The organism is Pseudomonas sp. PSPC3-2, assembly GCF_049897085.1.
Classification (GTDB): Bacteria; Pseudomonadota; Gammaproteobacteria; order Pseudomonadales; family Pseudomonadaceae; genus Aquipseudomonas; species Aquipseudomonas paraveronii.
Map to the genome: position 1 here is coordinate 140048 of NZ_JAFCVO010000004.1, position 24017 is coordinate 164064.

Below are 24017 nucleotides of genomic sequence, written 5' to 3' on the forward strand. Positions count from 1 at the left end.
TGTAATTATTTTGTCCATAGGGATTGGTAACTTGGCTGGATACCCCCATCCTGTCGCGCACAATCCACGAGGTGATTGATGCGCGCCAACTCGTCTGAACCACAAGACTCCGTCACAGCGACACAACCGATCACTCCCACCCGTTTGCGCTGGCTGGATCTGTTAAGCAAGTATCGGCAACCCATTGGGCTGGCCGTGACGCTGCTGCTGTTCGCAATCGCCCTGATCGCCTGCCGACACCTGCTGCTGGAACTGGATCTCTACGCCCTCCACGACTCGATCCTGGAAGTGCCCAAGCCGGCATTGCTGGGCGCGTTAGCTGCCGCCATCGGCGGTTTCATCATTCTATTGGGCTATGAGTTTTCCGGCGCGCGCTATGCCGGGGTGAAACTGCCCGCCAAGACCCTCGCCCTCGGCGGCTTTACCGCCTTTGCCATCGGCAACGCCATTGGCCTGTCGATGCTCTCGGGCGGTTCGGTGCGTTACCGTTTATATGCGCGTCATGGCATCGGGGCTTCGGAAGTCGCCCGCATGACCGTGTTCGCCAGCCTCGCCCTGGGCTGCGCCCTGCCACCGCTGGCTGCATTGGCCACCTTGAGCAACTTGCCCGCCGCGTCCGCCGCCTTGCATGTGTCGCAAGGCTTGCTCGGCGCTATCTCCGGTGCCGTGTTGCTGTTGTCGGCCGCGCTGTGCATCGGTATTTATCGCCGGCGCCTGCCAGAACAACCCTACCCGGACAACCTGCTGGTCAAGGTTGGCCGCCGCACACTGCGCCTGCCCGGTCGGCGCCTGACGTTCCTGCAACTGATCATCACAGCGCTGGACGTCGCCGCTGCCGCCACCGTCCTTTATTTGCTGCTACCGGAAGCGCCACCCTTCGGCCCGTTCCTGCTGGTGTACCTGTTGGCGCTGGCCGCCGGCGTACTCAGCCATGTGCCGGGTGGCGTCGGGGTGTTCGAGGCGATCCTGCTCGCAGCCTTTGCCGACAAACTCGGTGCCGCGCCATTGGCCGCTGCCCTGCTGCTGTATCGCATGATCTATGTGGTGCTGCCGCTGCTGATCGCCTGTGTGTTCCTGTTGGTCAATGAAGCCCAGCGGCTGTTCCAGACCCAGCAGAGTTTGCGCGTGGCTTCAGGCTTCGCAGCGCCGGTACTGGCCGTACTGGTTTTTTTGTCCGGCGTGGTCCTGCTGTTTTCCGGCGCTACGCCAGAGATCGACTCACGCCTGGAAAACATCGGCTTCCTGATTCCCCACCGCCTGATTGACGCCTCGCACTTTGGCGCGAGCCTGATCGGCGTGTTGTGCCTGTTGTTGGCCCAGGGTCTGCGTCGACGCTTATCGGCAGCCTGGATGTTGACCATGGTGCTGCTGTTGACCGGCGCCCTGCTCTCACTGCTCAAGGGCTTCGACTGGGAAGAAGCCAGCCTGATGACCATGACTGCGGTGTTGCTGGCGATCTTCCGCCGCTCCTTTTACCGCGCCAGCCGCTTGACCGAATTGCCGTTCTCGCCGCTGTACCTGGTGGCCAGTGTGTGCGTGCTGGGAGCGTCTATCTGGCTGCTGCTGTTTGCCTATCAAGACGTACCGTATAGCCACCAATTGTGGTGGCAGTTCACCCTCGACGCCAACGCCCCACGCGGCCTGCGCTCGCTGCTGGGGGCGGCGGTGCTGCTGGTGATCGTGTCGCTGACCTGGCTGCTGCGTACCGCGCGCCCGGTGATCCACCTGCCGACTCCGGAAGAAATGGAACGCGCCACCAAGATCCTGATGGCCTCATCGCAACCCGACGGCGGCCTGGCGCTGACCGGCGACAAGGCGCTGCTGTTCCACCCCAAAGATGAAGCCTTCCTGATGTACGCCCGTCGCGGGCGCAGCCTGGTGGCCTTGTACGACCCGATCGGCCCGACCCAACCCCGTGCCGAGATGATCTGGCAGTTCCGCGACCTGTGCGACATCCACCATGCGCGCCCGGTGTTCTACCAGGTACGCGCGGAAAACCTGCCGTACTACATGGACATCGGCCTGACCGCGATCAAGCTGGGCGAAGAAGCCCGCGTCGACTTGAAACGCTTTGACCTGGAAGCCAAGGGCAAAGAGATGAAGGATTTGCGCTACACCTGGAACCGTGGAACCCGGGACGGCTTGTCCCTGGAAATCCACGAACCGGGCACAGCGCCGATGGACGAACTCAAGGTCATTTCCGACGCCTGGCTGACCGGCAAGAACGTGCGGGAAAAGGGCTTTTCCCTGGGACGTTTCAGCGACGACTACCTCAAGCACTTTCGCATCGCGATCATTCGCTTCGAAGGACACCCGGTTGCCTTCGCCAACCTGCTCGAGACCTACAACCACGACCTGGCCAGCCTCGACCTGATGCGCGCCCACCCCGATGCGCCTAAGCTGACCATGGAATTCATGATGGTCGGCCTGATTCAACACTATAAGAATCATGGTTATGCTCGCTTCAGCCTCGGCATGGTGCCATTGTCTGGCCTGCAACCTCGCCGTGGCGCGCCGCTGACCCAACGCCTGGGCTCGATGGTGTTCCGTCGCGGCGAGCAACTCTATAACTTCCAAGGTTTGCGCCGTTTCAAAGACAAGTTCCAGCCTGACTGGGAACCCCGTTACATGGCCGTGCCCGCAGGACTTGATCCGCTGGTGGCACTGGCCGATACCGCCGCCCTGATCGCGGGCGGCTTGACTGGATTGGTGAAACGCTGATGATTCGACGCTCCTGGCGGTATGTATTGGCTTTTGTGGTGGTGCTCGCCGTGGCGCTGGGTGGAGGCTATTGGTACTGGAACCGCCCTGCCCCGCAGCCGACTCTGGAGCAGTTGCCCCAGGCAGATGGCTCGGTGATGACCCGCGTAACCCCCGCTGGCACCCCGAAAGCCCGCGTGGCCGTGGCGGTAATGGCCGACGAGACCCTGACTGACAGCCAACTGATTGCCCTGAGCCAGGGCGGCAAGGCGCAGATCGTCCAGGTGATCCTGCCCAAGGATGACTGCACGCTGCAGCAACAGGCACTGCAAGGCGCCCTGAGCCAGCTCAAGGGCCCCGCTACCCTGGTCAGCGGCATCGGCCCTGGCGCCGCCCTCGCCTGGCGCTGGCTGGCTACACAGAACGACGACAAGGCAAATGCGATCTCCGTCGGCTTCGCCCTGGTACAGGAAGGCTGTAAAGACCCTCTGCCAAAGACCGCCGCCCATGGCAATTGGCTGGTGGCATGGAACGACAACCCTGACGATGAAAGCGCCAGTTTCGTGCGCGACACCCCTCGCGCCACCACCAGCATCAGCGACTACGACATTCACTACCCGCAAGTGCTGAATAACGAACTGCGCAAGCAACTGGTGGGTTCGGACAACGGCGGCCTGGCGATTCCGGTCGTGGAAGTCCCCGCCGGCCAGGCCAAGGACACCGTGACCCTGTTCCTCTCCGGTGACGGCGGCTGGCGTGACCTCGACCGCGACGTAGCCGGTGAAATGGCCAAGATCGGCTACCCGGTCGTAGGCATCGACACCCTGCGCTACTACTGGCAGCACAAGACCCCGGAGCAAAGCGCCAAGGACCTCAGCGAGCTGATGCAGCACTATCGGCAGAAATGGGGCACCAAGCGCTTTGTGCTGACCGGTTATTCGTTCGGTGCCGACGTATTGCCGGCCATCTACAACCGTATGCCGGAAAACGAGCAGCAACGCGTCGACGCGATCATCCTGCTGGCGTTTGCGCGCACCGGCAGCTTTGAAATCGAAGTAGAAGGATGGCTGGGCAATGCCGGCAAAGAAGCCGCGACCGGCCCTGAAATGGCCAAGCTACCGGCGGACAAGGTGGTCTGCATCTACGGTGCCGAAGAGGTCGACGAGAGCGGCTGCACCGACAAGACCGCCGTGGGCGAAGCGATAAAACTACCAGGCGGGCACCACTTCGACGAGAACTACCCGGCGCTGGCCAAGCGCCTGGTGGATATCATCGTCAAGCACCAGGCCAAGACCGAGTAATCCTACGCTGTACGCAAAACCCAATGTGGGAGGGGGCTTGCTCCCGATAGCGATGGGTCAGTCATAAGATCATTGATCTGACACTCAGCTATCGGGAGCAAGCCCCCTCCCACATTGGTTTGCGGTGTTGGTTAGCGCCTAGCGCGGTTCGATATGCGCAATCATCAACTGCACGGTTTCCTGGCCACGGAACTCGTTCACGTCGAGCTTGTAGGCCAACTCCACCCAACGCACGGCCGGGTTCGGCCAGACCTCACGGTCCACCCCAAACGCAATACCGTCGAGTTTCACTGACCCGCATTCGCTCTTGAGCACCATTTTCAGGTGCCGCTCCCCCACCACACGCTGCTCTACCAGCTGAAACACCCCATGAAACAACGGCTCGGGGAAGTGCTGCCCCCATGGGCCGGCATGCCGCAGCGCGCGCGCCAACTCCAGGTGAAACTCTTCCACCGCCAGGGTGCCGTCCGACAACAGCCGCCCGGTCAAGTCTTCTTCGCGCAGTTGCCGACGCACTTCGGCATCAAAGGCTTCGGCAAACAGGGGGAAGTTCGCCTCGGGCAATGTCAGGCCGGCCGCCATGGCGTGGCCGCCGTATTTGCTGATCAGGTTGGGATGCTGGCTTGCCACCACCGCCAGCGCATCCCGGATGTGAAAGCCCTGCACAGAGCGGCCTGAACCCTTGAGCAGGCCATCACCGGCGTCGGCAAAGGCGATGGTCGGACGGAAATAGCGTTCTTTCATGCGCGACGCCAGAATCCCGATCACGCCTTGGTGCCACTCCGGGTCGAACAGGCACAAGCCATACGGCATCGACTCCAGCGGCAAGTCCTTGAGCTGGGCCAGGGCTTCGCGTTGCATGCCTTGTTCGATGGATTTGCGGTCCTGGTTCATGCCGTCCAGTTGCGCGGCCATTTCCCGTGCGGCGGCGAAATCCGTGGTGAGCAGGCATTCAATGCCCAGGCTCATATCGTCCAGGCGCCCGGCGGCATTGAGCCGTGGCCCGAGGATAAAACCGAGGTCGGTGGACGTGATGCGCGCATGGTCACGCTTGGCCACTTCGAGGATCGCCTTGATCCCCGGCCGCGCGCGACCGGCGCGGATGCGCTCCAGGCCCTGGTGGACCAGAATGCGGTTGTTGGCATCCAACGGCACCACATCGGCGACGCTGCCCAGGGCGACGAGGTCGAGCAACTCGCCGAGGTTCGGCTGCTGTTTGTTCGCGTACCAGCCCAAACTGCGCAAACGCGCACGCAGGGCCATCAAGACATAAAAAATCACCCCGACCCCAGCCAACGCCTTGCTGGGAAACTCACAGCCCGGCTGGTTGGGGTTGACGATAGCGTCCGCCGCCGGCAATTCATCCCCCGGCAAGTGGTGGTCGGTCACCAGCACTTTGAGCCCCGCCGCCTTCGCTGCCGCCACGCCTTCGACGCTGGAGATGCCGTTATCCACGGTGATCAGCAACTGCGGCTCGCGCTGCAGGGCCACGGCGACGATTTCCGGCGTCAGGCCGTAGCCGTACTCAAAGCGGTTGGGCACCAGGTAATCGACATGGGCCGCACCGAGCAAGCGCAGGCCCAGAGTGCCCACCGTACTGGCTGTGGCGCCATCGGCGTCGAAGTCGCCGACGATAAGGATGCGCTGGCGTTGCTCCAAGGCCGTCACCAGCAGGTCTACCGCCGCGTCGATGCCCTTGAGTTGTTGATAAGGGATCAACCGCGCCAGGCTCTTGTCCAGTTCGGCCTCCGTCTGTACCCCGCGCGCGGCGTAGAGGCGGGTCAACAGCGGTGGCAGTTCACCGAGAAACGGCAGGACAGCAGGTAACGGGCGGGGATCGATACGCATGGGACGCTGGGGAATTCTCTGTAGGGGAAATATTAGCGGCAGGCTTCAAGCGCTAGCTCAATCGCGCTCGCCGACCAGCCATTGCAGTTGCACTTCATGCTGGCCGCGGTCGTCGGTGACGAAGATCGTGCCTTCGCTGATCATCACGTCCCACTTGATCACGCGGGGCATGTCCTTGGCCAAGGTCTCGAGGACCTCTTGCGGTACGGCAGCGATGTGTACGTTTTTCAGGTTTTTCGCCACCGGAACCACTTTGCCTTCCCACACGCGCAGGCTGCCGTAAGCCAACAGACTGGTGCGTTCGGTGCGACGCGAGCACCAGGTCAGGCGGTCGGCATCGGGCTGGCCGACTTCGATCCAGTGCAAAACCCGATCATCCAGACTTTTTTCCCACAGGGCTGGCTCGTCTACATCTGACAGGCCACGGCCGAACGACAGTTGCTCGTTGTACCAAAGGGCATAGGCCAGCAGACGCACGGTCATGCGTTCTTCGGTTTCCGAAGGGTGGCGGGCGATGGTCTGTTTGACGCTCTCGTACACCGAGCGATCGAGGTCGGTGAGGTTGAGTTCGAATTTGTAGGTCGTGGACGGCTGGGCCATGAACGGACTTCTAGAGACAGGAAAAGGCTGGCAGTCTAACCGATGGCGAGGCGATTCAACGAATGCTGCGCTGCATCATCCTTATCCCTGCCCCCCTCGGCTATGTTAAAAGGCATCACACCACTGTGCTGCGTATGAAAGGTTCCTCATGTCGTTTAACGCCAAACCGCTTGCCGGCCTGAAGGTCATCGAACTCGGCACCCTGATCGCCGGCCCGTTCGCCTCACGCATTTGCGCCGAGTTTGGCGCCGAAGTGATCAAGGTCGAATCCCCGGACGGCGGCGACCCGCTGCGCAAATGGCGCAAGCTGTACGAAGGCACCTCGCTGTGGTGGTTCGTGCAGGCGCGCAACAAAAAATCACTGACGCTGAACCTCAAGCACCCGGACGGCCTGGCGATCCTCAAGCAGTTGCTGGCGGACGCCGACATCCTGATCGAAAACTTCCGCCCTGGCGTCCTGGAAAAGCTCGGCCTGAGCTGGGACACCTTACATGCGCTGAACCCGAAACTGGTGATGGTGCGCCTCTCGGGCTTTGGCCAGACCGGGCCGATGAAAGATCAGCCGGGGTTTGGCGCGGTAGGCGAATCGATGGGCGGGCTGCGTTACATCACCGGTTTTGAAGACCGCCCGCCGGTGCGCACCGGTATTTCCATCGGCGACTCCATTGCCGCCCTGTGGGCGGTGATCGGCGCGCTGATGGCGTTGCGACACCGCGAGGTCAACGGCGGGCTGGGCCAGGTGGTTGATGTGGCACTGTATGAAGCCATCTTCGCCATGATGGAAAGCATGATCCCGGAGTTCGATGTGTTCGGGTTCATTCGCGAGCGCACCGGCAACATCATGCCCGGCATCACACCATCCTCGATCCACACCAGCGCGGACGGCAAGCATGTGCAGATCGGCGCAAATGGCGATGCGATCTTCAAACGCTTCATGTCCGCCATCGGCCGCGAAGATTTGGCCAACGACCCGCAATTGGCCAGTAATGACGGGCGTGACGAGCGCCGCGACGAGCTGTATGGCGTGATTGATCGCTGGGTCAATTCGCTATCGCTGGAACACGTGATTGAGCAGCTCAACAAGGCTGAGGTGCCAGCCAGCCGCATCTACAGCGCCGAAGACATGCTCGGGGATCCGCAATTTCTGGCGCGGGAAATGTTCCTCAACGCGCAACTGCCCGACGGCAAGGCCTTCAAGATGCCAGGTATCGTGCCCAAGCTCTCCGACACGCCGGGCAGTTGTGAGTGGGTGGGGCCGCAACTGGGTGAACACAACGGCGTAGTACTGGGAGAATTGGGCTATGACGCGGCTGCCATCATCCGCTTGCGTGAGCAAGGAGCGATCTGATGGTGCGCTCAAGATAGTGGCTCACCGCTGGCTGTTGCACCTGTGCGCCCCTTTGCTGGGACTTTTGCCGCTGCCGACCCAGGCGGCGCAAACCTTGATCTGGCTGGTGCGAGACCTGCCACCACTGACGATCTTCGAAGGTCCGCAAAAAGGCCAGGGCGCCATCGACGAATTGTTGCCGATGCTGATGGAGCGCCTGCCGGAGTATCAGCACCAGGTCCAGCACGTCAACCGTGCCAGGAGCATGCAGATGCTCCAGGCGCCCTCCCTCACCTGCGACCCTACCCTGATGTGGACGCCGGAGCGGACCCAATGGATTGTATATTCCGACCAGGCTTTTTCCGTGGTGAGCAATGGCGTAGTCGTTCGCCAGCAAAACCGTGAAGTGTTGGCGCCCTTTGTCGCGCGAGGCAAGGTCGACCTGCAAGCGATGCTACGGGACAAGAGCACACGCCTGGGCATCATCGCCGAGCGCAGTTACGGGCCATTCATCGACGGCATGTTGCGGCATGGCGACACGCACAATCGGGTGATGCACTACGGCAACGACGCCTTGGGCAGCCTGCTGCAAATGCAGCGCCTGGGACGCCTGGAAGGGGTACTGGGTTACTGGACCGAAATTCGCTATCACGCATTGCAGCAAGGTATTGATCCCGAGGCGCTGGCGTTTTATCCGATTGCCGGCACCACGCCCTATCAGCACATCCATATCGGCTGTTCGGATACGCCCGAGGGGCGCCAGGTCATGACGCGTATCAACCAGTTGCTGGGCGACCTGCCGCAGGCGCAGTTGCTACGTGCCTACGCGTCATGGCTCGACCCGGCCCTGGGTGAGCAATACCTGCTGGATCATCAGCGATTCTATGAAGAAGCGCCCACCCCGTGATAAATCGCGGGCAAAAAGAAACCCCGAAGAGTGGGGAAACACTTCGGGGTTAAACGTGGCCTACAAAGACCAGTACAGCAAGTCACAAACACCGGAGCACAATGTCTGCTCTTGCTGTTACTAAATCAGACCAGCCACGCAGTAGGAAGTTTCCGCCGATAAACAATTCTTCATGCAAGGGCGCTGCTGCGGGTCTGGGCAGCGTTGCGCAAGGCGGCGATCACCGAGGGTTCCAGGCGCCCTTCGGCAATTTTCAGGTCGCGCAGCAGGCAATCGACGACATCCACCAGCACGCGCTTGTCGGTCAGTTGCGCCCGGTCGACATCACGCTCGACCACGATAGCACCGGCAGGATTCTTTACGGTCACCAGGCACTCGCCCTGCACACCAGCGGTGGTCAGCGTAACCTGATAAGGGCTCAGTGCTTCTTCGAGCAATAGGCTGATACTTTCCATTTCGATCACCACTCAATAGTTCGGGAACAATCGTTTCAACGGGGGCTGCCTCTCTCCTAAGTGACGGGTTGTGACGTAGGAAAGTTCGCTTTTTCGTCTTTATGAGGCCGCGGGGGAGTGACTTGGAACAGCATGCGCTTGCAACATGACAACGAAAAAACGGCCGCACATAACTGCTTACGCAATGGGTTGCCGTTTCAGGGTTCGCCCTGCAGCGCGGCTGAGGGTGAACCCTATACTCAGTAAGCGCTGATCACGCTGTCACACAGCTAGAAGTGCATGTCAAAGGCCCTTATTGCTAAGGATGAACATGATGGTGGAACACAACGAACAACAAGCGTCGATGGAGAAGATGCATGCTGACGTATCTCGCATCTATGCCGAAATTTCACGCATGCATGCCGAGCAAGGCAAGCTCAACGCGGAGTCCTTGAAGATAACCTGTGAGACGTTTTGGTACCCCATGGGCGTAGCGATGGCCGTTGTCGCCACAATTGCTTCAATTACCGGAATGGCCATTAAATTACTGTTGTAACCAGCACACTGTTGGGCCTGCCAGAAACAAAAAACGCCGCTGACCCAAGGAAGGGAAAGCGGCGTTTTTGTCTGCGCCGAAGCGCCAGCAGTTTGCCTTACAGCGGCTTACCACGATTGCCATGCTGGCTGACAAACGCCTGCATCGCCTTCAAGTCATTCGGCAGCACGGTGCAACGTTCTTCGCGCTCGAACAAGTCGGCCAGATGCTCCGGCAACTCCAGCGCCTTGCCAACGCCCGCTTTCTCCACCGCTTCCGGGAATTTGACCGGGTGCGCGGTGCCGAGGATCACCATCGGAATGTCCAGGCTACGACGGCATTCGCGCGCGGCCTTCACGCCGATAGCGGTGTGCGGGTCCAGCAGTTCGCCGGTCTGGGCATAGACTTCAGCGATGGTTTCGCACGTTTGTGCATCGTCCACAGCCAGGGAGTCGAACAGCTTGCGGGTTTCGGTCCAGCGCTCTTGATCGACGCTGAAACTACCACCGTTCTTGAAGCTGTTCATCAGCTCGGCGATGGCAGCGCCGTTGCGACCGTGCATGTCGAACAACAGGCGCTCGAAGTTCGACGACACCATGATGTCCATCGACGGCGACAGTGTGGCGTGCAGCGTTTCCTTGACGTACTGGTTGCCGCTCATGAAGCGGTGCAGGATATCGTTGCGGTTGGTAGCGACGATCAACTGGTTGATCGGCAGGCCCATGTTACGCGCCAGGTAGCCAGCGAAGATGTCGCCGAAGTTGCCGGTCGGCACCGAAAACGACACTGAACGTGCCGGGCCACCCAACTGCAGCGCGGCGTGGAAGTAGTAGACGATCTGGGCCATGATCCGCGCCCAGTTGATCGAGTTCACCGCGACCAGGCGCGTGCCCTTGAGGAAGCTCTGGTCAGCGAAGCTGTTCTTGACCATTTCCTGGCAGTCGTCGAAGTTGCCTTCGATGGCGATGTTGTGGATGTTCTCACCAAAAATGGTGGTCATCTGCCGACGCTGTACTTCCGACACACGCTTGTGCGGGTGCAGGATGAAGATGTCGACGTTTTCGCAATGCTTGCAGCCTTCGATGGCCGCCGAGCCAGTATCACCGGAGGTGGCGCCGACGATCACCACGCGCTCGCCGCGCTTCTCCAGCACGTAATCGAGCAGGCGACCCAGCAGTTGCAGGGCGAAGTCCTTGAACGCCAGGGTCGGGCCGTGAAACAGCTCAAGGACCCACTCGTTGCCATTCAGTTGGCGCAGAGGAGCGATGGCGCTGTGGGAAAACACGCCGTATGTCTCTTCCAGGATCTTTTTGAAATCCGCATCCGGAATGCTGCCAGTGACGAACGGGCGCATCACCCGGAACGCCAGTTCGTGATACGGCAGGCCAGCCCAGGAAGCGATTTCTTCCTGGGTGAAGCGTGGCAGGTTTTCCGGCACGTACAGGCCGCCGTCGGTGGCAAGGCCTGCCAACAGGACGTCTTCGAAATTCAGGGCCGGTGCCTGGCCGCGGGTGCTGATGTAACGCATGACTGGCTCCTCAAAAACATTCTCGAACAGAGGCCGCCGATCACACGGGGCCCCTGGAACAAATCGGTTAGTTCAGGTGTTCGACGCGAATCCGTACCACCGGTCCCACTACGCCTTGCAAGGCTTCCAGGGCGGTGATGGCATCGTTGATGTGCTGCTCAAGCACGCGGTGAGTCAGCAAGATCATCGGCACCTGGCCGTTCTGCTCCTCGACTTCCTTCTGCATGATCGACTCGATGTTGATGCCGCGTTCCGACAAGATGCTGGCAACCTGGGCCAATACGCCCGGGTGATCCTTGGCCTGTATCCGCAGGTAGTAGGCGCTTTCGCACGCTTCGATCGGCAGGATCGGGTGGGCCGACAGCGAGTCCGGTTGGAAGGCCAGGTGCGGCACGCGGTTTTCCGGGTCGCTGGTCATGGCGCGAACCACGTCCACCAGGTCGGCGATCACCGACGAAGCGGTCGGCTCCATGCCGGCGCCGGCGCCGTAGAACAGGGTCGAACCGGCGGCGTCACCGTTGACCATCACGGCGTTCATCACGCCATTGACGTTGGCGATCAGGCGGTCGGCCGGGATCAGCGTCGGGTGTACACGCAACTCGATACCGGCCGGTGTGCTGCGCGCCACGCCCAGGTGCTTGATGCGGTAACCCAGGGCTTCAGCGTAGTTCACGTCGGCTGTGGTCAGCTTGGTGATGCCTTCGGTGTAGGCCTTCTCGAACTGCAACGGGATACCAAAGGCAATGGACGCGAGGATGGTCAGCTTGTGCGCCGCGTCGATACCTTCAACGTCGAAGGTCGGGTCGGCTTCGGCGTAACCCAGGGCCTGGGCTTCGGCCAGCACGTCTTCGAAGGTACGGCCCTTCTCGCGCATTTCGGTGAGGATGAAGTTACCGGTGCCGTTGATGATGCCGGCCACCCAGTTGATGCGGTTGGCGGACAGGCCTTCACGGATCGCCTTGATCACCGGAATACCGCCGGCCACCGCAGCTTCGAACGCCACGATAACGCCCTTCTCACGCGCCTTGGCGAAGATCTCGTTGCCGTGCACGGCGATCAGCGCCTTGTTGGCAGTGACCACATGCTTGCCGTTTTCAATCGCCTTGAGCACCAGCTCGCGGGCCACGGTGTAGCCGCCGACCAACTCGATGACGATATCGATGTCAGGGTTGGTCGCCACGGCGAAGACATCGTTGGTAATCGCAATACCGGTCGTTTCGAACTGAGGCTTTGGCGAACGCGTGGCAATCTGCGCCACTTCAATCCCGCGCCCTGCACGGCGGGAAATTTCTTCAGCATTACGCTGAAGTACGTTTAAGGTGCCGCCACCGACGGTCCCTAACCCACAGATGCCTACTTTGACCGGTTTCACTGAAGAACTCCCCATGAAACGGCCGACGCGAGGTCGGCCGTGGAAAACAGCCGCACAACTGCGGCTTTCAATTAATGGCCCATCGACTTATCAAAGGGCCATGATCGTCAAAGGTTCGACGATGCTGGTTTATTTGGCACTCAGCGCCAGTTTGGCAACTTGCGGTGCCGGCTGATAGCCCGGAATCACCTGGCCGTCAGCCAAAACGATGGCCGGTGTACCGTTCACACCAATGGACTGGCCCAGGGCAAACTGCTTGGAAACCGGATTGGCGCACTTGGCGGCCTTGATTTCCTTGCCGTCGACCATCTTGTCCATGGCCGCTTTCTTGTCGGCCGAGCACCATACTGCCTGCAACTGCTCGTCACCCGGCGAGCCGAGGCCCTGGCGCGGGAACGCGACGTAGCGCACTTCCACACCGAGCTTGTTCAGCGCCGGCACTTCGGCGTGCAGCTTATGGCAGTACGGGCAGGTGGTGTCGGTGAACACGGTGATGTGCGTCTTGGTCTCGCCAATGGCCGGGTAAACCACGGTTTCAGCTACCGGAATGCCGTTGATCAGCTTGGACACGCCCAGCCGCTCGGCTTTCTCGGTCAGGTTGACCGGCTTACCATCCTTCAACTGGAACAGGTAGCCCTGGACAATGTACTGGCCGTCGGCACTGGCATACAGCACGCGGCTGCCCTTGAGCTTGACTTCGTACAGGCCGGCCATCGGACTGGCACTGATGCTTTCGATCGGTGTATCGAGTTGCAGGTTGGCCAGGCTCTTGCGAATAGTCTGCTCGGCAGCGTCATCGGCGAAGGCAAAGGTGGAAACCAACGCAATGGCTGCGGCGGCAATAATCTGGGTCAAGCGCATGGGAACTCCTGAAGGCAGATGCAGGGACGGGCGTGCGGAACACCGATCTGGAAACACGGGGCTGTCATCACAAGTCACGCCGTACCCTTTGCTAACCGGCAAAGCCTACCACAGTTGGGCCGCAGGGCAGCCCGTGGCGGGATAATTTGGCGGTTTTCAGCCACGCGGATGGTGCTTGGCATGCATATCCTGCAAGCGCGCCCGTGCCACATGGGTGTAGATCTGGGTTGTGGATAAGTCGCTGTGGCCAAGGAGCATTTGCACCACGCGCAAATCCGCGCCGTGGTTGAGCAAATGCGTGGCAAACGCGTGACGCAACGTATGCGGCGACAGGCTCTTGCCGATCCCCGCCACCTTGGCCTGGTGCTTGATGCGGTGCCAGAAGGTCTGGCGGGTCATCTGCTCACCCCGTAGGCTGGGGAACAGCACATCACTGGGGCGCCCACCGAGCAATTCGCTGCGCGCATCACGCATGTAGCGCTCGATCCACACAATCGCTTCTTCCCCCATCGGCACCAGCCGCTCCTTGCTGCCCTTACCCATTACCCGCAGCACGCCCTGACGCAGGTTGACTTGCTCAAGGGTCAGGCTGATCAGCTCGGTCACCCGCAGGCCGCAGGCGTACAGCACTTCGAGCATGGCACGGTCGCGCTGGCCGATGGCTTCGCTCAAGTCCGGGGCGGCGAGCAAGGCGTCGACATCCGCTTCCGACAGGGATTTGGGCAATGGCCGCCCCAATTGCGGCATATCGACCTGTAACGTCGGGTCGAGGGCGATGAGTTTTTCCCGCAGCAGGTAGCGATAAAAGCCACGCACACCAGAAAGGAATCGTGCCGTGGAACGCGGCTTGTAGTTCTGCTCCAGACGCCAGGCCAAGTGATCGAGGATCAACTCACGGCCGGCATTGATCAGCTCGAGGTTTTTTTCCTGCAACCAGCCGTTGAACAGGGCCAGATCGCTGCGGTAGGCCTGGCGGGTGTTGTCCGACAGGCCTTTTTCCAGCCATAGGGCGTCGAGGAAGCGGTCGATCAGAGGGTGGTCGATGGCGGGCATGTGGGCTCAGGTTGACTACAGGGATGTCTGGTAGATCCTATCGCAGGCAAGCCAGCTCCCACATGGGATTTGTGTCGCGCATCGATTTTATGACCCCTAATAATCAAGTGCGGGAGCTAGCTTACCTGCGATGGCCGCGACCCGGCCTGGGATAAGCCAACAAATTCCAGGCACAAAAAAAGCAGCCCGCAGGCTGCTTTTTTTCTGCATCGGGAAGCTGGACTTAAGCCAGTTTTTCCTTGATGCGAGCTGCTTTACCGGACAGGTCACGCAGGTAGTACAGCTTGGCTTTACGCACGTCACCGCGACGCTTAACGGCCATGCTGTCGATTTGCGGGCTGTAGGTCTGGAAAGTACGCTCTACGCCAACACCGTTGGAGATTTTACGAACAGTGAAAGCACTGTTCACACCACGGTTACGCTTGGCGATTACCACGCCTTCGAACGCTTGCAGACGCGAACGGTCGCCTTCCTTCACTTTCACCTGAACGACAATGGTGTCGCCCGGGGCAAAGGTAGGGATCTCTTTGGTCATCTGCTCTGCTTCGAGTGCAAGGATGATTTTGTTAGTCATGCTGTGCTCCTAAGGTAAGTCAATGGACCTACCATCGATACGTTGTTAACTATCGTCCCGCGCGAGGATGTATTCCTCGAGCAGCTTCTTCTCTTCTCCAGAAAGCGAGCGGCTTTCCAGAAGATCGGCGCGTCGTTCATAGGTCCGACCAAGGGACTGCTGTAAACGCCAACGCCGGATGTGTGCGTGATTGCCACTTAGCAATACGTCGGGAACACGCTGATCCGCATACACCTCCGGTCGGGTGTAGTGCGGGCAATCCAGCAAACCATCCGTGAAGGAATCTTCCTCCGCGGAGTCCGCATGCCCTAAAGCTCCAGGCAGCAGTCGTGTAACCGCATCTATCAGGACCATCGCCGGCAGCTCACCGCCAGACAGGACATAGTCCCCAATCGACCACTCTTCATCGACATGAGCTTCAATAAAACGCTCGTCAATGCCTTCATAGCGACCAGCAATCAGGATCAGTGCTTCCTCATTCGCCAGTTCGCGTACCGCCGCCTGTTTCAGCTGACGGCCTTGAGGGGACAGGTAAATTACCTTCGCCTTCTCCCCAGCAGCAGCCTTGGCCTGAACCAACGCGTCTTCCAGGGGCTTGATCTTCATCACCATGCCCGGGCCACCGCCAAATGGGCGATCGTCCACAGTGTGATGTCGATCCGTCGTGTAGTCTCGCGGATTCCAACAGGTGAGCTGCAACAGCCCCTGTTTCACCGCCCGACTGGTGATACCGTACTCGCTGATGGCGGAGAACATCTCGGGAAACAAACTGATCACTTCAATGCGCAAATTAGCCACGCTTAGAAGTCCGCGTCCCATTCCACCTTCATCTCGCCCGCGGCCAGGTCGATGGCCAACACGCATTGCTCGGTATAGGGCAATAGGCGCTCGCGATCATCCAGGCTGCCAGCGCAAGGCTTGACCACCATTACATCATTGGCGCCGGTTTCCAGAAGATGATCGATTTTCCCGAACAGTTGCCCGAGTTGATCAATAACCTTCAGACCTTCCAGCTGGTACCAGTAGTACTCGCCGTCGGTCAATTCAGGGAACAGGTTGCGCGGCACGCAGATCTCATAACCGGCCAGAAGACGAGCTTCTTCACGATCATCAAGACCCTTGAGCTTTGCGACCAGGAACTTGTCGTTCCCGCGTCCACTGACCAGCTCGACCTGTTTCACATTCCCCTCGCGCTTGAGCGTCCAGGTTTTGTACTGCAACAGGTTTTCTGTCGGATCAGTAAAGGAATACACCTTCACTTCGCCGCGAACGCCATGAACAGAATAAATCTTGCCGATAACGATCAAATCATCAGCAACAGCTGGCGTCGCGTTCATATTGCTCAGGCTGCGGCCTTAGCCGAGTCCTTCAACAACTTGGCAACACGCTCGGAAGGCTGTGCACCAACGCTCAGCCAGTAGGCTACGCGCTCTTGGTTCACGGACAGACGAACTTCTTGACCACGAGCAACAGGGTTGAAGAAACCAACCTGTTCCTTGTGCGAACCGTCACGCGGGTTGCGGCTGTCGGTTACGGTCAAGTGGTAAAACGGGCGCTTTTTGGAGCCGCCAAGGGCAAGACGGATTGTTAGCATGTGAACATCGTTCCTGTAGTCGGTGCTGCAAATCTAAATGCACAGCGGGCATAGGTGCCCGAAAGGCCGCATATTCTAAGGAATATCCGGACTTTTGCAAATGTCTTTTTCTGGCGCCTATCAGCGTGCCATTCAGATCTGCTATAGAGCCGTCGGTTAAAACGGCAAGTCAGCTCCCGCCAGACGGCGGGTTTGCTGGAGATCCCACGTCCCTGTGGGTCGGAGCAGGAGCACGCTCCCGCTCGAATTCTTTACATCTTGGGCATACCGCCGCCGGGCAACATACCGCCCATGCCGCGCATCATCTTGGCCATTCCGCCTTTGGCGGAGAATTTCTTCATCATCTTCTGCATCTGCTTGTGTTGCTTGATCAAGCGACCGATGTCCTGCACCTGGGTGCCGGAGCCCATGGCGATCCGACGCTTGCGCGAACCGCTGATCAGCTCAGGGTCGCGGCGCTCGGCCGGGGTCATGGAGTTGATGATGGCTTCCATTTGCTTGAACTGTTTCTCTGCCGCGCCCTGGGCATTGCCCATTTGCGCCAGGTTCACACCGCCCATATTCGGCAGCTTGTCCATCAAGCCGCCGAGGCCGCCCATGTTCTTCATTTGTTGCAACTGATCGCGGAAGTCTTCGAGGTCGAAGCCCTTGCCCTTCTTCAGCTTCTTGGCCAGTTTATCGGCCTTGTCCTTGTCGAGTGTCGCTTCGGCCTGCTCGATCAGGCTGAGTACGTCACCCATGCCGAGGATACGCGAAGCGATACGCTCAGGGTGGAACGGTTCGAGCGCGTCGCTCTTCTCACCCATACCGATGAATTTGATCGGCTTGCCGGTGATGGCGCGCACCGACAGCGCGGCACCACCACGGGCGTCGCCATCGACCTTGGTCAGGATCACGCCGGTCAGCGGCAGTGCGTCACCAAAGGCCTTGGCGGTATTGGCCGCATCCTGGCCGGTCATGGCGTCGACCACGAACAGCGTCTCGACCGGGTTGATCGCGGCATGCAGCGCCTTGATCTCGCCCATCATCTCTTCGTCGATGTGCAGGCGACCGGCGGTATCGACGATGACCACGTCGATGAATTTCAGCCTAGCTTCTTTGATCGCCGCGTTGGCAATGTCAACCGGCTTCTGGCTCAGGTCCGACGGGAAGAAGGTCACGCCCACTTCGCCGGCAAGCATTTCCAGTTGCTTGATGGCCGCCGGACGGTACACGTCGGCCGACACCACCATCACGGTTTTTTTCTTGCGTTCTTTAAGGAAGCGCGCCAGCTTGCCGACGGTGGTGGTCTTGCCCGCACCTTGCAGACCGGCCATCAGCACGACGGCCGGCGGCACGGCGCTGAGGTTCAGGTCTTCGTTGGCCGCGCCCATCAGGCTTTCGAGTTCGGCCTGGACGATCTTCACAAAGGCCTGGCCCGGCGTCAGGCTGCGGGACACTTCGGTGCCGACCGCGCGCTCTTTGACCGAGTTGACGAAGTCCTTGACCACAGGCAAGGCCACGTCGGCTTCCAGCAACGCCATGCGCACTTCACGCAGGGTGTCTTTAATATTGTCCTCGGTCAGCTTGGCCTTGCCGGTTACGTGGCGCAGCGTCTGCGAGAGACGGTCAGTCAAGTTTTCAAACATGCGCGATCCTTTCAGGCCCTATGGTAGACCGAGGTAATGGCGGCCCAGGCTGTGGTAAATCGCTATTAAAAACAGCGCTCGGCGAGCCTGCGGCGTGGGCAGGTCGCGGATTATAGCGAAGACTGCGCACATGCACACCCGCTGTCTGGCCCTAGAGTCTTTCGTGGAACGCAGGTGTATGCCAAACTCAGCGCCTTTCGGGCTTGCCTAACAGGATTTATGCTCCCTTTGTCACCCAGTTTACTACCCAGCCTCGCCGCCGCCTTTTTGTATGCCGCTGCGACCCTCTACCAAGGCACGCGCCTGGCGCAAGGCGCCAAGGCCGAAACGCGCCTGCTGGCAGGCCTTGGCGTCCTCGCCCTGCTGGCCCATGCCGCGAGCCTGTTCACCCACTTGATGACGCCGGTCGGCCTGGGCCTGGATTTTTTCAGCGCCGCCAGCCTGATCGCCGCCGCAGTGATCGCCCTCACGCTGATCGCCTGCGCACGCATCCCGGTGGAAAACCTGCTGGTGCTGCTGTTTCCCCTGGGGATGCTGACGGTGCTGCTGGCGCAATTCGCGCCCGCCGGCACGGTGCAGGTGATCGATGAAGAGCCGGGCATTCTTGCGCATATCCTGCTGTCGATCCTGGCCTACGGCATGTTCACCATCGCGGTGTTCCAGGCGTTGCTCTTGCTCGTGCAGGACCACCAGCTCAAGCACAAGCACCCGTCCGGCCTGATCAAGAACTTCCCGCCGCTGCAAACCATGGAAAGCCTGCTGTTCGGCTTCCTGTGGGCCGGCTGGACGCTGCTGTCGCTGTCGCTGATCTCCGGCTGGCTGTTCGTCGAAAACCTGTTCGCCCAGCACCTGGTGCATAAAACCCTGCTGGCGTGCCTGGCGTGGGTGGTGTTCAGCGTGCTGCTGTGGGGCCGCAACCGCCTTGGCTGGCGCGGGCACAAGGCGATCCGCTGGACCCTGGCCGGTTTCTGCCTGCTGATGCTGGCCTATTTCGGCAGCAAGCTGGTTCGCGAATACATCCTGCATATCTGACGGGCAGCGATCATGGATAACTTGCCCTTAGGGCCGATGCTCGCGGTAATCGCCTTGCTGGTTTTGTGGGCGGCGCTATTTACCGCCATCGAAGCCGCACAACAACACCTGCTGGCCCTGCGCCCCGGTACACGCCAGGGCGACAAGGCCGCCGCCCGCCTGAACTTCCCACGCCACAGCATGATCCTCTGCAACACCCTGTGCCGTGCTGGCGTGGTGATCCTCTGTACTCTGCTGGCGATCTACGCCTGGGCGCAAAACGGCGCGTGGCTTGGCTGGCTGGTCTCCTGCAGCATCCTGCTGGTGCTGGCCGATTACCTACCCCGCGCCCTGGCCACCCGCCATCCGCAAGCGGTGCTGGGCTTCGGCAATGCCCTGCTGGGCGTGCCGCTGAAAATCCTTTATCCCCTCGCCTGGCTGCTCAATGGCATCAGCCTGCTGTTGCTACGCCCCTTTGCACGCACGCCCGGCGTGGTGAAAAAAAGCGACGACCCGCAACCCGACCATGATGACGAACCCGAGCCAGAGGCCGATGAAAATCGCACGCCCGGCATGCCCGGCATCCACGCGCTGGACAACATCACTGTCAACGACATCCTGGTGCCACGCAGCGAAGTGGACGGCATTAACCTTGACGACTCGCTCGAAGCGATCATCGAGCAACTGCGCAGTTCCCAGCGCACCCGCCTGCCGGTGTTCCACAGCGACATCAACCAGGTCGAAGCCGTGCTCAACACCCGGCTGATCCAGCACCTGTTGCTGGATGCCAGCCTGACCAAGGAGACCTTGCTCGCCGCCTGCTACGAACCCTACTTCGTCCCGGAAAGCACGCCCCTGCAACTGCAATTGCTGAACTTCCACAAGCAGCAGCGGCGCCTGGGCATGGTGGTGGACGAGTACGGCGAAGTGCTGGGCATCGTCACCCTGGAAGACATTCTTGAAGAAATCGTCGGCGAATTCGAAAGCGAACAGAGTGCTGACAACCCGCATATCGAAGCGCAACCGGACGGCCGCTATATCATCGACGGCGCCGCCTCGATCCGCGAATTGAACAAGAGCCTGGGCTGGCACCTGCCCTGCGACGGCCCCAAGACCCTCAACGGCCTGGTGACCGAAGCGCTGGAAACCATTCCCGATTGCGCGGTGTGCTTGAAAATCGGCCGCTACCGCCTGGAAACCCTCGAGACCGAGGACAACCGCGTGAGCAAGGTGCTGATCTGGCACACCAGCCGCGTGCCGGTCGCCGCGTAACCCCTTGTTGGATGCGCAAACCGCTTCCTATAATCGGGTCGGCTTACCCAAGCCCCGCCCGACCGCGTGCTACCCGCACCGAGCGCGTCCAGGCACCGCCTTGCCATGTCTTACCGGTGTTCGCTCCCATCCCGAGCCGCTCCGCTCACAACCCTGATCCTGGGGTGTTCGACCAATAATAATCCGCGTCCAAACGCGCACTGACCGTCAGGGATACCTCCATGAGCACCACTTATAACGAGGCTGCGACCGCCGCCCCGACCAACTCGACCGCCCGCGTCGCCACCGCCAGCATCGTCGGCACTGCCATCGAGTTCTACGATTTCTATATCTATGCCACTGCGGCCGCGCTGGTGATCGGCCCCGTGTTCTTCCCGCAGACCTCCGGCACGGCGCAGATGCTCGCGTCATTCCTGACCTTTGGCATCGCATTCATCGCCCGCCCGCTGGGTTCGGCGCTGTTCGGCCACTTTGGCGACCGTATCGGCCGCAAATCCACGCTGGTGGCTTCGCTGCTGCTGATGGGGGTGTGTACCACGCTGATCGGCTTGCTGCCGGGGTATGACAGCATTGGTGCCTGGGCCCCGATTCTGTTGTGCGTGCTGCGTTTCGGCCAGGGCCTGGGGCTGGGCGGGGAATGGGGCGGGGCGGCGTTGCTGGCGACCGAGAACGCGCCCAAGGGCAAGCGCGCCTGGTTCGGCATGTTCCCGCAACTCGGCCCTTCGATTGGCTTCCTCGCGGCCAACGGCCTGTTCCTGATCCTGGCCATGAACCTGAACGACGAGCAGTTCCGCAGTTGGGGCTGGCGCATCCCGTTCATCCTCAGCGCCGCACTGGTGATGGTCGGCCTATATGCGCGGCTCAAGCTGCATGAAACCCCGGTGTTCGCCAATGCCGTGGCGAAAGAAGCGCCGGTAAAAGTGCCGTTGTTCGAGCTGTTCAGCCAGCATTGGATGCCGGTGCTGCTGGGCGCCGCGTCGATGGTGGTGTGCTATGCGCTGTTCTATATCACCACGGCATTTTCCTTGAGCTACGGCGTGTCGACCTTGGGCTACAGCCGCGAGACATTCCTCGGGCTGCTGTGTTTTGCCGTGTTGTTCATGGGCCTGGCGACGCCGCTGGCAGCCTTGGCCAGCGATCGATTCGGGCGCAAGCCGGTGCTGATTGTCGGTACGGTGCTGGCCATTCTGTCGGGTTTCACCATGGAGCCATTGCTGACATACGGTTCGACCTGGGCTGTGGCGCTATTCCTGGCCCTGGAGCTGTTCCTGATGGGCGTGACCTTCGCCCCGATGGGCGCGATGCTGCCGGAACTGTTCCCGACCCGCGTGCGTTATACCGGCGCTTCGGCGGCCTATAACCTGGGTGGGATCGTCGGCGCGTCGGCCGCACCGTTCTTCGCGACCAAGCTGGTGGCGATGGGTGGGCTGAGTTATGTCGGCGGGTATGTGTCGGCGGCAGCGTTGCTGAGCTTGATTGCGGTGCTGTGCCTGAAAGAGACGCGGGATAACGATTTGAACAAGGTCGACTGACAGACCGCTATCGGGGGCAAGCCCCCTCCCACATTTTGACCGCACTCCTACAGATTAAACGCGGTTAAGTGTGGGAGGGGGCTTGCCCCCGATAGGCGCGACGCGGTTTAAAGCTCTACAACAACCGCCTGAGCCGCACGGGTCGCCTTGGCGCGAGCCGCTTCAATCGACTCATCCCGCGCCAATGCCACGCCCATGCGGCGCTGGCCATTCACTTCCGGCTTGCCGAACAGACGCAACGCCGTGTCCGGTTCGCTCAAGGCCGCGCCGAGGTTAGCGAATGCGGTCTGGGTCGATTGCCCTTCCACCAGGATCACCGCCGACGCCGACGGCCCGAACTGCCGGATCAACGGGATCGGCAGGCCCAGGATGGCGCGCGCGTGCAGGGCGAACTGCGACAGGTCCTGGGAAATCAAGGTGACCAAACCGGTGTCATGCGGCCGTGGCGACACTTCGCTGAACCACACCTGATCGCCCTTGATGAACAACTCCACGCCAAACAAGCCACGGCCACCCAAGGATTCAGTCACGGCCTTGGCCACGCGCTCGGATTCTGCCAGGGCAATCGGGCTCATGGCCTGAGGCTGCCAGGATTCCTGGTAATCGCCCTTCTCCTGACGATGGCCGACCGGCGCGCAGAAGGTCGTGCCGCCGATGTGGCGCACGGTCAACAGGGTGATTTCGTAGTCGAAGTCGATAAAGCCTTCGATGATCACCCGGCCCTTCCCGGCACGCCCGCCTTCCTGGGCGTAATCCCAGGCTTTCTGCACGTCCTCGGTACTGCGCAGCAGGCTCTGGCCCTTGCCCGACGAGCTCATCACCGGCTTGACCACGCACGGGAAGCCCAGGTCGTGCACGGCCTTGCTGTAGTCTTCGAAGGCATCAGCGAAGTGATACGGCGAGGTCGGCAGGTCCAGCTCTTCAGCGGCCAGGCGACGGATGCCTTCGCGGTTCATGGTCAGCGATGCGGCGCGCGCGGTCGGGATCACGGTGAAACCTTCGGCCTCCAGCTCCACCAGGGTGGCGGTGGCGATGGCTTCGATTTCCGGCACGATGAAGTGCGGCTTCTCGGCTTCGATCACCGCACGCAGGGCGGCGCCGTCGAGCATGTTGATCACATGGCTGCGATGGGCAACCTGCATGGCCGGCGCGTTGGCATAGCGATCCACGGCAATCACTTCAACGCCCAAGCGTTGCAGCTCGATTACCACTTCCTTGCCCAGCTCACCGCAGCCACACAGCAAAACGCGGGTCGCGGTTGGCGACAATGGAGTTCCGATTCGGGTCATCTCAGGTCCTCAGGGGAGCGGATCATGGGGAGAAAGGCCGGCATTTTACATGAACTGTGCAGATTGGCTTCAGTTGGCGACGGCCCGTTTGCGGATACGCCAGGCCATGATCAGCCAGACCACCGTGACCCCGGCGAATTTCGACGCCAGGGCGGTGCCCACCACGGCGGGCGTAAGTGCACCGATCAAGCCGAAAAAGATAAAAGTATCGAGGGGAATGCTCAGCGCCGAACTTATCCACAGGCGATCGTGGAGCGGGCGTTTGGTGATGCTGAACACCAGCCAGTCGATGCACTCGGACACCGCGAACGCCGTGGCGCTGGCCAGGGCGATGGACGGGTCGGAGGTGATATACGACAGCGCGAGCGCCGCCAGCATGGCGAGGATCGCGCCGTGGCCGAAGCGGGTTTGCACCATGTCGCGCAGGATGAACACCAGACCGCCCCAGGCGGACCAGATGACGTCCAGGTGCGGGGCAGTGGAAAAGGCAAAATTGATCAGCACGACGCTGCTGATGTAGGCGATCAGGAAGAGCATGGGGGATGGACCTGTGGGTAATGCCGCACAGGGTACACAATTACAGGGATGTCGTCTGGGGTGGCCCTATCGGGGGCAAGTCGAATCGTCGCACCGCCCCTCCCACATGTGACC

At 60.7% G+C, this 24017-nt stretch carries 22 protein-coding genes; 8 read left to right on the forward strand and 14 right to left on the reverse strand.

All coding sequences use genetic code 11. The features are described from left to right. The first annotated feature begins 78 nt into the window (after positions 1 to 78). Both mprF and ACP7CJ_RS09185 read left to right on the forward strand, forming a co-directional pair. Positions 79 to 2721, forward strand: coding sequence for a bifunctional lysylphosphatidylglycerol flippase/synthetase MprF (mprF, locus tag ACP7CJ_RS09180; RefSeq protein WP_276194675.1), 2643 nt, complete (start codon positions 79 to 81; stop codon positions 2719 to 2721). Next, positions 2721 to 4001 (forward strand): virulence factor family protein, encoded by a 1281-nt coding sequence (locus ACP7CJ_RS09185; RefSeq protein ID WP_276194676.1) that lies wholly within the window; start codon positions 2721 to 2723, stop codon positions 3999 to 4001. Before mprF ends, ACP7CJ_RS09185 begins: the two co-directional genes overlap by 1 nt. Positions 4002 to 4139: 138 nt before the next feature. Here the strand turns inward: ACP7CJ_RS09185 and recJ are convergent, their stop codons facing one another. Both recJ and ACP7CJ_RS09195 read right to left on the reverse strand, forming a co-directional pair. Next, positions 4140 to 5849 (reverse strand): single-stranded-DNA-specific exonuclease RecJ, encoded by a 1710-nt coding sequence (recJ, locus tag ACP7CJ_RS09190; protein ID WP_426100159.1) that lies wholly within the window; start codon positions 5847 to 5849, stop codon positions 4140 to 4142. Between the two features lie 57 nt (positions 5850 to 5906). Then, positions 5907 to 6449, reverse strand: a complete 543-nt coding sequence (locus ACP7CJ_RS09195) for a YaeQ family protein (RefSeq protein WP_276194678.1) — start codon at positions 6447 to 6449, stop codon at positions 5907 to 5909. Positions 6450 to 6597: 148 nt separating this feature from the next. Here ACP7CJ_RS09195 and ACP7CJ_RS09200 point away from each other — a divergent pair, with 148 nt between their 5' ends. Both ACP7CJ_RS09200 and ACP7CJ_RS09205 read left to right on the forward strand, forming a co-directional pair. After that, complete coding sequence (locus ACP7CJ_RS09200; RefSeq protein WP_276194679.1) at positions 6598 to 7797, forward strand: CaiB/BaiF CoA transferase family protein; 1200 nt, start codon at positions 6598 to 6600, stop codon at positions 7795 to 7797. A 16-nt stretch (positions 7798 to 7813) separates the two neighbouring features. Continuing rightward, a complete protein-coding gene (locus ACP7CJ_RS09205) occupies positions 7814 to 8683 on the forward strand; it encodes a TIGR02285 family protein (protein WP_426100160.1) in 870 nt (289 codons plus the stop codon). A 170-nt stretch (positions 8684 to 8853) separates the two neighbouring features. On the opposite strand, the gene ACP7CJ_RS09210 is transcribed toward ACP7CJ_RS09205, so the two are convergent. After that, entirely contained in the window at positions 8854 to 9138 is a 285-nt protein-coding gene (locus ACP7CJ_RS09210) for a DUF3509 domain-containing protein (RefSeq protein ID WP_276194681.1), read from the reverse strand. 313 nt (positions 9139 to 9451) lie between these two features. Here ACP7CJ_RS09210 and ACP7CJ_RS09215 point away from each other — a divergent pair, with 313 nt between their 5' ends. After that, a complete protein-coding gene (locus ACP7CJ_RS09215; protein WP_253400439.1) occupies positions 9452 to 9673 on the forward strand; it encodes a hypothetical protein in 222 nt (73 codons plus the stop codon). 97 nt (positions 9674 to 9770) lie between these two features. On the opposite strand, the gene thrC is transcribed toward ACP7CJ_RS09215, so the two are convergent. The 9 genes from thrC to ffh form a co-directional block, all read right to left on the reverse strand. Then, positions 9771 to 11180 carry a threonine synthase gene (thrC, locus tag ACP7CJ_RS09220; protein WP_426100161.1) on the reverse strand — a complete coding sequence of 470 codons (1410 nt, stop codon included), beginning with the start codon at positions 11178 to 11180 and terminating at the stop codon, positions 9771 to 9773. Positions 11181 to 11247: 67 nt separating this feature from the next. Further along, positions 11248 to 12552, reverse strand: coding sequence for a homoserine dehydrogenase (locus ACP7CJ_RS09225; protein WP_426100162.1), 1305 nt, complete (start codon positions 12550 to 12552; stop codon positions 11248 to 11250). A gap of 129 nt (positions 12553 to 12681) precedes the next feature. After that, complete coding sequence (locus ACP7CJ_RS09230) at positions 12682 to 13413, reverse strand: thioredoxin fold domain-containing protein (RefSeq protein ID WP_010207987.1); 732 nt, start codon at positions 13411 to 13413, stop codon at positions 12682 to 12684. A 156-nt stretch (positions 13414 to 13569) separates the two neighbouring features. Then, positions 13570 to 14466 (reverse strand): site-specific tyrosine recombinase XerD, encoded by an 897-nt coding sequence (gene xerD / locus ACP7CJ_RS09235; RefSeq protein ID WP_426100163.1) that lies wholly within the window; start codon positions 14464 to 14466, stop codon positions 13570 to 13572. 223 nt (positions 14467 to 14689) lie between these two features. Next, complete coding sequence (rplS, locus tag ACP7CJ_RS09240) at positions 14690 to 15040, reverse strand: 50S ribosomal protein L19 (RefSeq protein WP_003175895.1); 351 nt, start codon at positions 15038 to 15040, stop codon at positions 14690 to 14692. 45 nt (positions 15041 to 15085) lie between these two features. After that, the gene (gene trmD, locus ACP7CJ_RS09245; RefSeq protein WP_024077235.1) at positions 15086 to 15859 is read right to left on the reverse strand and encodes a tRNA (guanosine(37)-N1)-methyltransferase TrmD; all 774 of its coding nucleotides are present in this window, start codon (positions 15857 to 15859) and stop codon (positions 15086 to 15088) included. Continuing rightward, the gene (rimM, locus tag ACP7CJ_RS09250) at positions 15841 to 16377 is read right to left on the reverse strand and encodes a ribosome maturation factor RimM (RefSeq protein ID WP_276194692.1); all 537 of its coding nucleotides are present in this window, start codon (positions 16375 to 16377) and stop codon (positions 15841 to 15843) included. Before rimM ends, trmD begins: the two co-directional genes overlap by 19 nt. A gap of 5 nt (positions 16378 to 16382) precedes the next feature. Then, on the reverse strand, positions 16383 to 16634 hold the full coding sequence (gene rpsP / locus ACP7CJ_RS09255; RefSeq protein ID WP_003175899.1) for a 30S ribosomal protein S16: 252 nt from the start codon (positions 16632 to 16634) through the stop codon (positions 16383 to 16385). A gap of 251 nt (positions 16635 to 16885) precedes the next feature. Continuing rightward, positions 16886 to 18262, reverse strand: a complete 1377-nt coding sequence (gene ffh, locus ACP7CJ_RS09260) for a signal recognition particle protein (RefSeq protein WP_247396781.1) — start codon at positions 18260 to 18262, stop codon at positions 16886 to 16888. 219 nt (positions 18263 to 18481) lie between these two features. Here ffh and ACP7CJ_RS09265 point away from each other — a divergent pair, with 219 nt between their 5' ends. The 3 genes from ACP7CJ_RS09265 to ACP7CJ_RS09275 all read left to right on the forward strand — a co-directional run bounded on the left by ACP7CJ_RS09265 (position 18482) and on the right by ACP7CJ_RS09275 (position 22077). Next, positions 18482 to 19294: a cytochrome C assembly family protein gene (locus tag ACP7CJ_RS09265; protein ID WP_426100164.1), complete on the forward strand. Its 813-nt coding sequence runs from the start codon at positions 18482 to 18484 to the stop codon at positions 19292 to 19294. Between the two features lie 12 nt (positions 19295 to 19306). Beyond that, positions 19307 to 20545 carry a transporter associated domain-containing protein gene (locus ACP7CJ_RS09270; RefSeq protein ID WP_276194695.1) on the forward strand — a complete coding sequence of 413 codons (1239 nt, stop codon included), beginning with the start codon at positions 19307 to 19309 and terminating at the stop codon, positions 20543 to 20545. A gap of 221 nt (positions 20546 to 20766) precedes the next feature. After that, complete coding sequence (locus tag ACP7CJ_RS09275) at positions 20767 to 22077, forward strand: MFS transporter (RefSeq protein ID WP_426100165.1); 1311 nt, start codon at positions 20767 to 20769, stop codon at positions 22075 to 22077. Positions 22078 to 22184: 107 nt separating this feature from the next. Here ACP7CJ_RS09275 and purT read toward each other — a convergent pair whose 3' ends face one another. Both purT and ACP7CJ_RS09285 read right to left on the reverse strand, forming a co-directional pair. Continuing rightward, on the reverse strand, positions 22185 to 23366 hold the full coding sequence (gene purT, locus ACP7CJ_RS09280) for a formate-dependent phosphoribosylglycinamide formyltransferase (RefSeq protein WP_426100166.1): 1182 nt from the start codon (positions 23364 to 23366) through the stop codon (positions 22185 to 22187). Positions 23367 to 23435: 69 nt separating this feature from the next. Continuing rightward, a complete protein-coding gene (locus ACP7CJ_RS09285) occupies positions 23436 to 23903 on the reverse strand; it encodes a VUT family protein (protein ID WP_276194698.1) in 468 nt (155 codons plus the stop codon). Positions 23904 to 24017: the final 114 nt, after the last annotated feature.

Coding starts and splice junctions, on each gene's coding strand:
- mprF (WP_276194675.1), top strand. CDS start 79: ATGCGCGCCAACTCGTCTGAACCACAAGACTCCGTCACAGCGACACAA.
- ACP7CJ_RS09185 (WP_276194676.1), top strand. CDS start 2,721: ATGATTCGACGCTCCTGGCGGTATGTATTGGCTTTTGTGGTGGTGCTC.
- recJ (WP_426100159.1), bottom strand. CDS start 5,849: ATGCGTATCGATCCCCGCCCGTTACCTGCTGTCCTGCCGTTTCTCGGT.
- ACP7CJ_RS09195 (WP_276194678.1), bottom strand. CDS start 6,449: ATGGCCCAGCCGTCCACGACCTACAAATTCGAACTCAACCTCACCGAC.
- ACP7CJ_RS09200 (WP_276194679.1), top strand. CDS start 6,598: ATGTCGTTTAACGCCAAACCGCTTGCCGGCCTGAAGGTCATCGAACTC.
- ACP7CJ_RS09210 (WP_276194681.1), bottom strand. CDS start 9,138: ATGGAAAGTATCAGCCTATTGCTCGAAGAAGCACTGAGCCCTTATCAG.
- ACP7CJ_RS09215 (WP_253400439.1), top strand. CDS start 9,452: ATGGTGGAACACAACGAACAACAAGCGTCGATGGAGAAGATGCATGCT.
- thrC (WP_426100161.1), bottom strand. CDS start 11,180: ATGCGTTACATCAGCACCCGCGGCCAGGCACCGGCCCTGAATTTCGAA.
- ACP7CJ_RS09230 (WP_010207987.1), bottom strand. CDS start 13,413: ATGCGCTTGACCCAGATTATTGCCGCCGCAGCCATTGCGTTGGTTTCC.
- xerD (WP_426100163.1), bottom strand. CDS start 14,466: ATGCCCGCCATCGACCACCCTCTGATCGACCGCTTCCTCGACGCCCTA.
- rplS (WP_003175895.1), bottom strand. CDS start 15,040: ATGACTAACAAAATCATCCTTGCACTCGAAGCAGAGCAGATGACCAAA.
- trmD (WP_024077235.1), bottom strand. CDS start 15,859: ATGGGACGCGGACTTCTAAGCGTGGCTAATTTGCGCATTGAAGTGATC.
- rimM (WP_276194692.1), bottom strand. CDS start 16,377: ATGAACGCGACGCCAGCTGTTGCTGATGATTTGATCGTTATCGGCAAG.
- rpsP (WP_003175899.1), bottom strand. CDS start 16,634: ATGCTAACAATCCGTCTTGCCCTTGGCGGCTCCAAAAAGCGCCCGTTT.
- ffh (WP_247396781.1), bottom strand. CDS start 18,262: ATGTTTGAAAACTTGACTGACCGTCTCTCGCAGACGCTGCGCCACGTA.
- ACP7CJ_RS09265 (WP_426100164.1), top strand. CDS start 18,482: ATGCTCCCTTTGTCACCCAGTTTACTACCCAGCCTCGCCGCCGCCTTT.
- ACP7CJ_RS09270 (WP_276194695.1), top strand. CDS start 19,307: ATGGATAACTTGCCCTTAGGGCCGATGCTCGCGGTAATCGCCTTGCTG.
- ACP7CJ_RS09275 (WP_426100165.1), top strand. CDS start 20,767: ATGAGCACCACTTATAACGAGGCTGCGACCGCCGCCCCGACCAACTCG.
- purT (WP_426100166.1), bottom strand. CDS start 23,366: ATGACCCGAATCGGAACTCCATTGTCGCCAACCGCGACCCGCGTTTTG.
- ACP7CJ_RS09285 (WP_276194698.1), bottom strand. CDS start 23,903: ATGCTCTTCCTGATCGCCTACATCAGCAGCGTCGTGCTGATCAATTTT.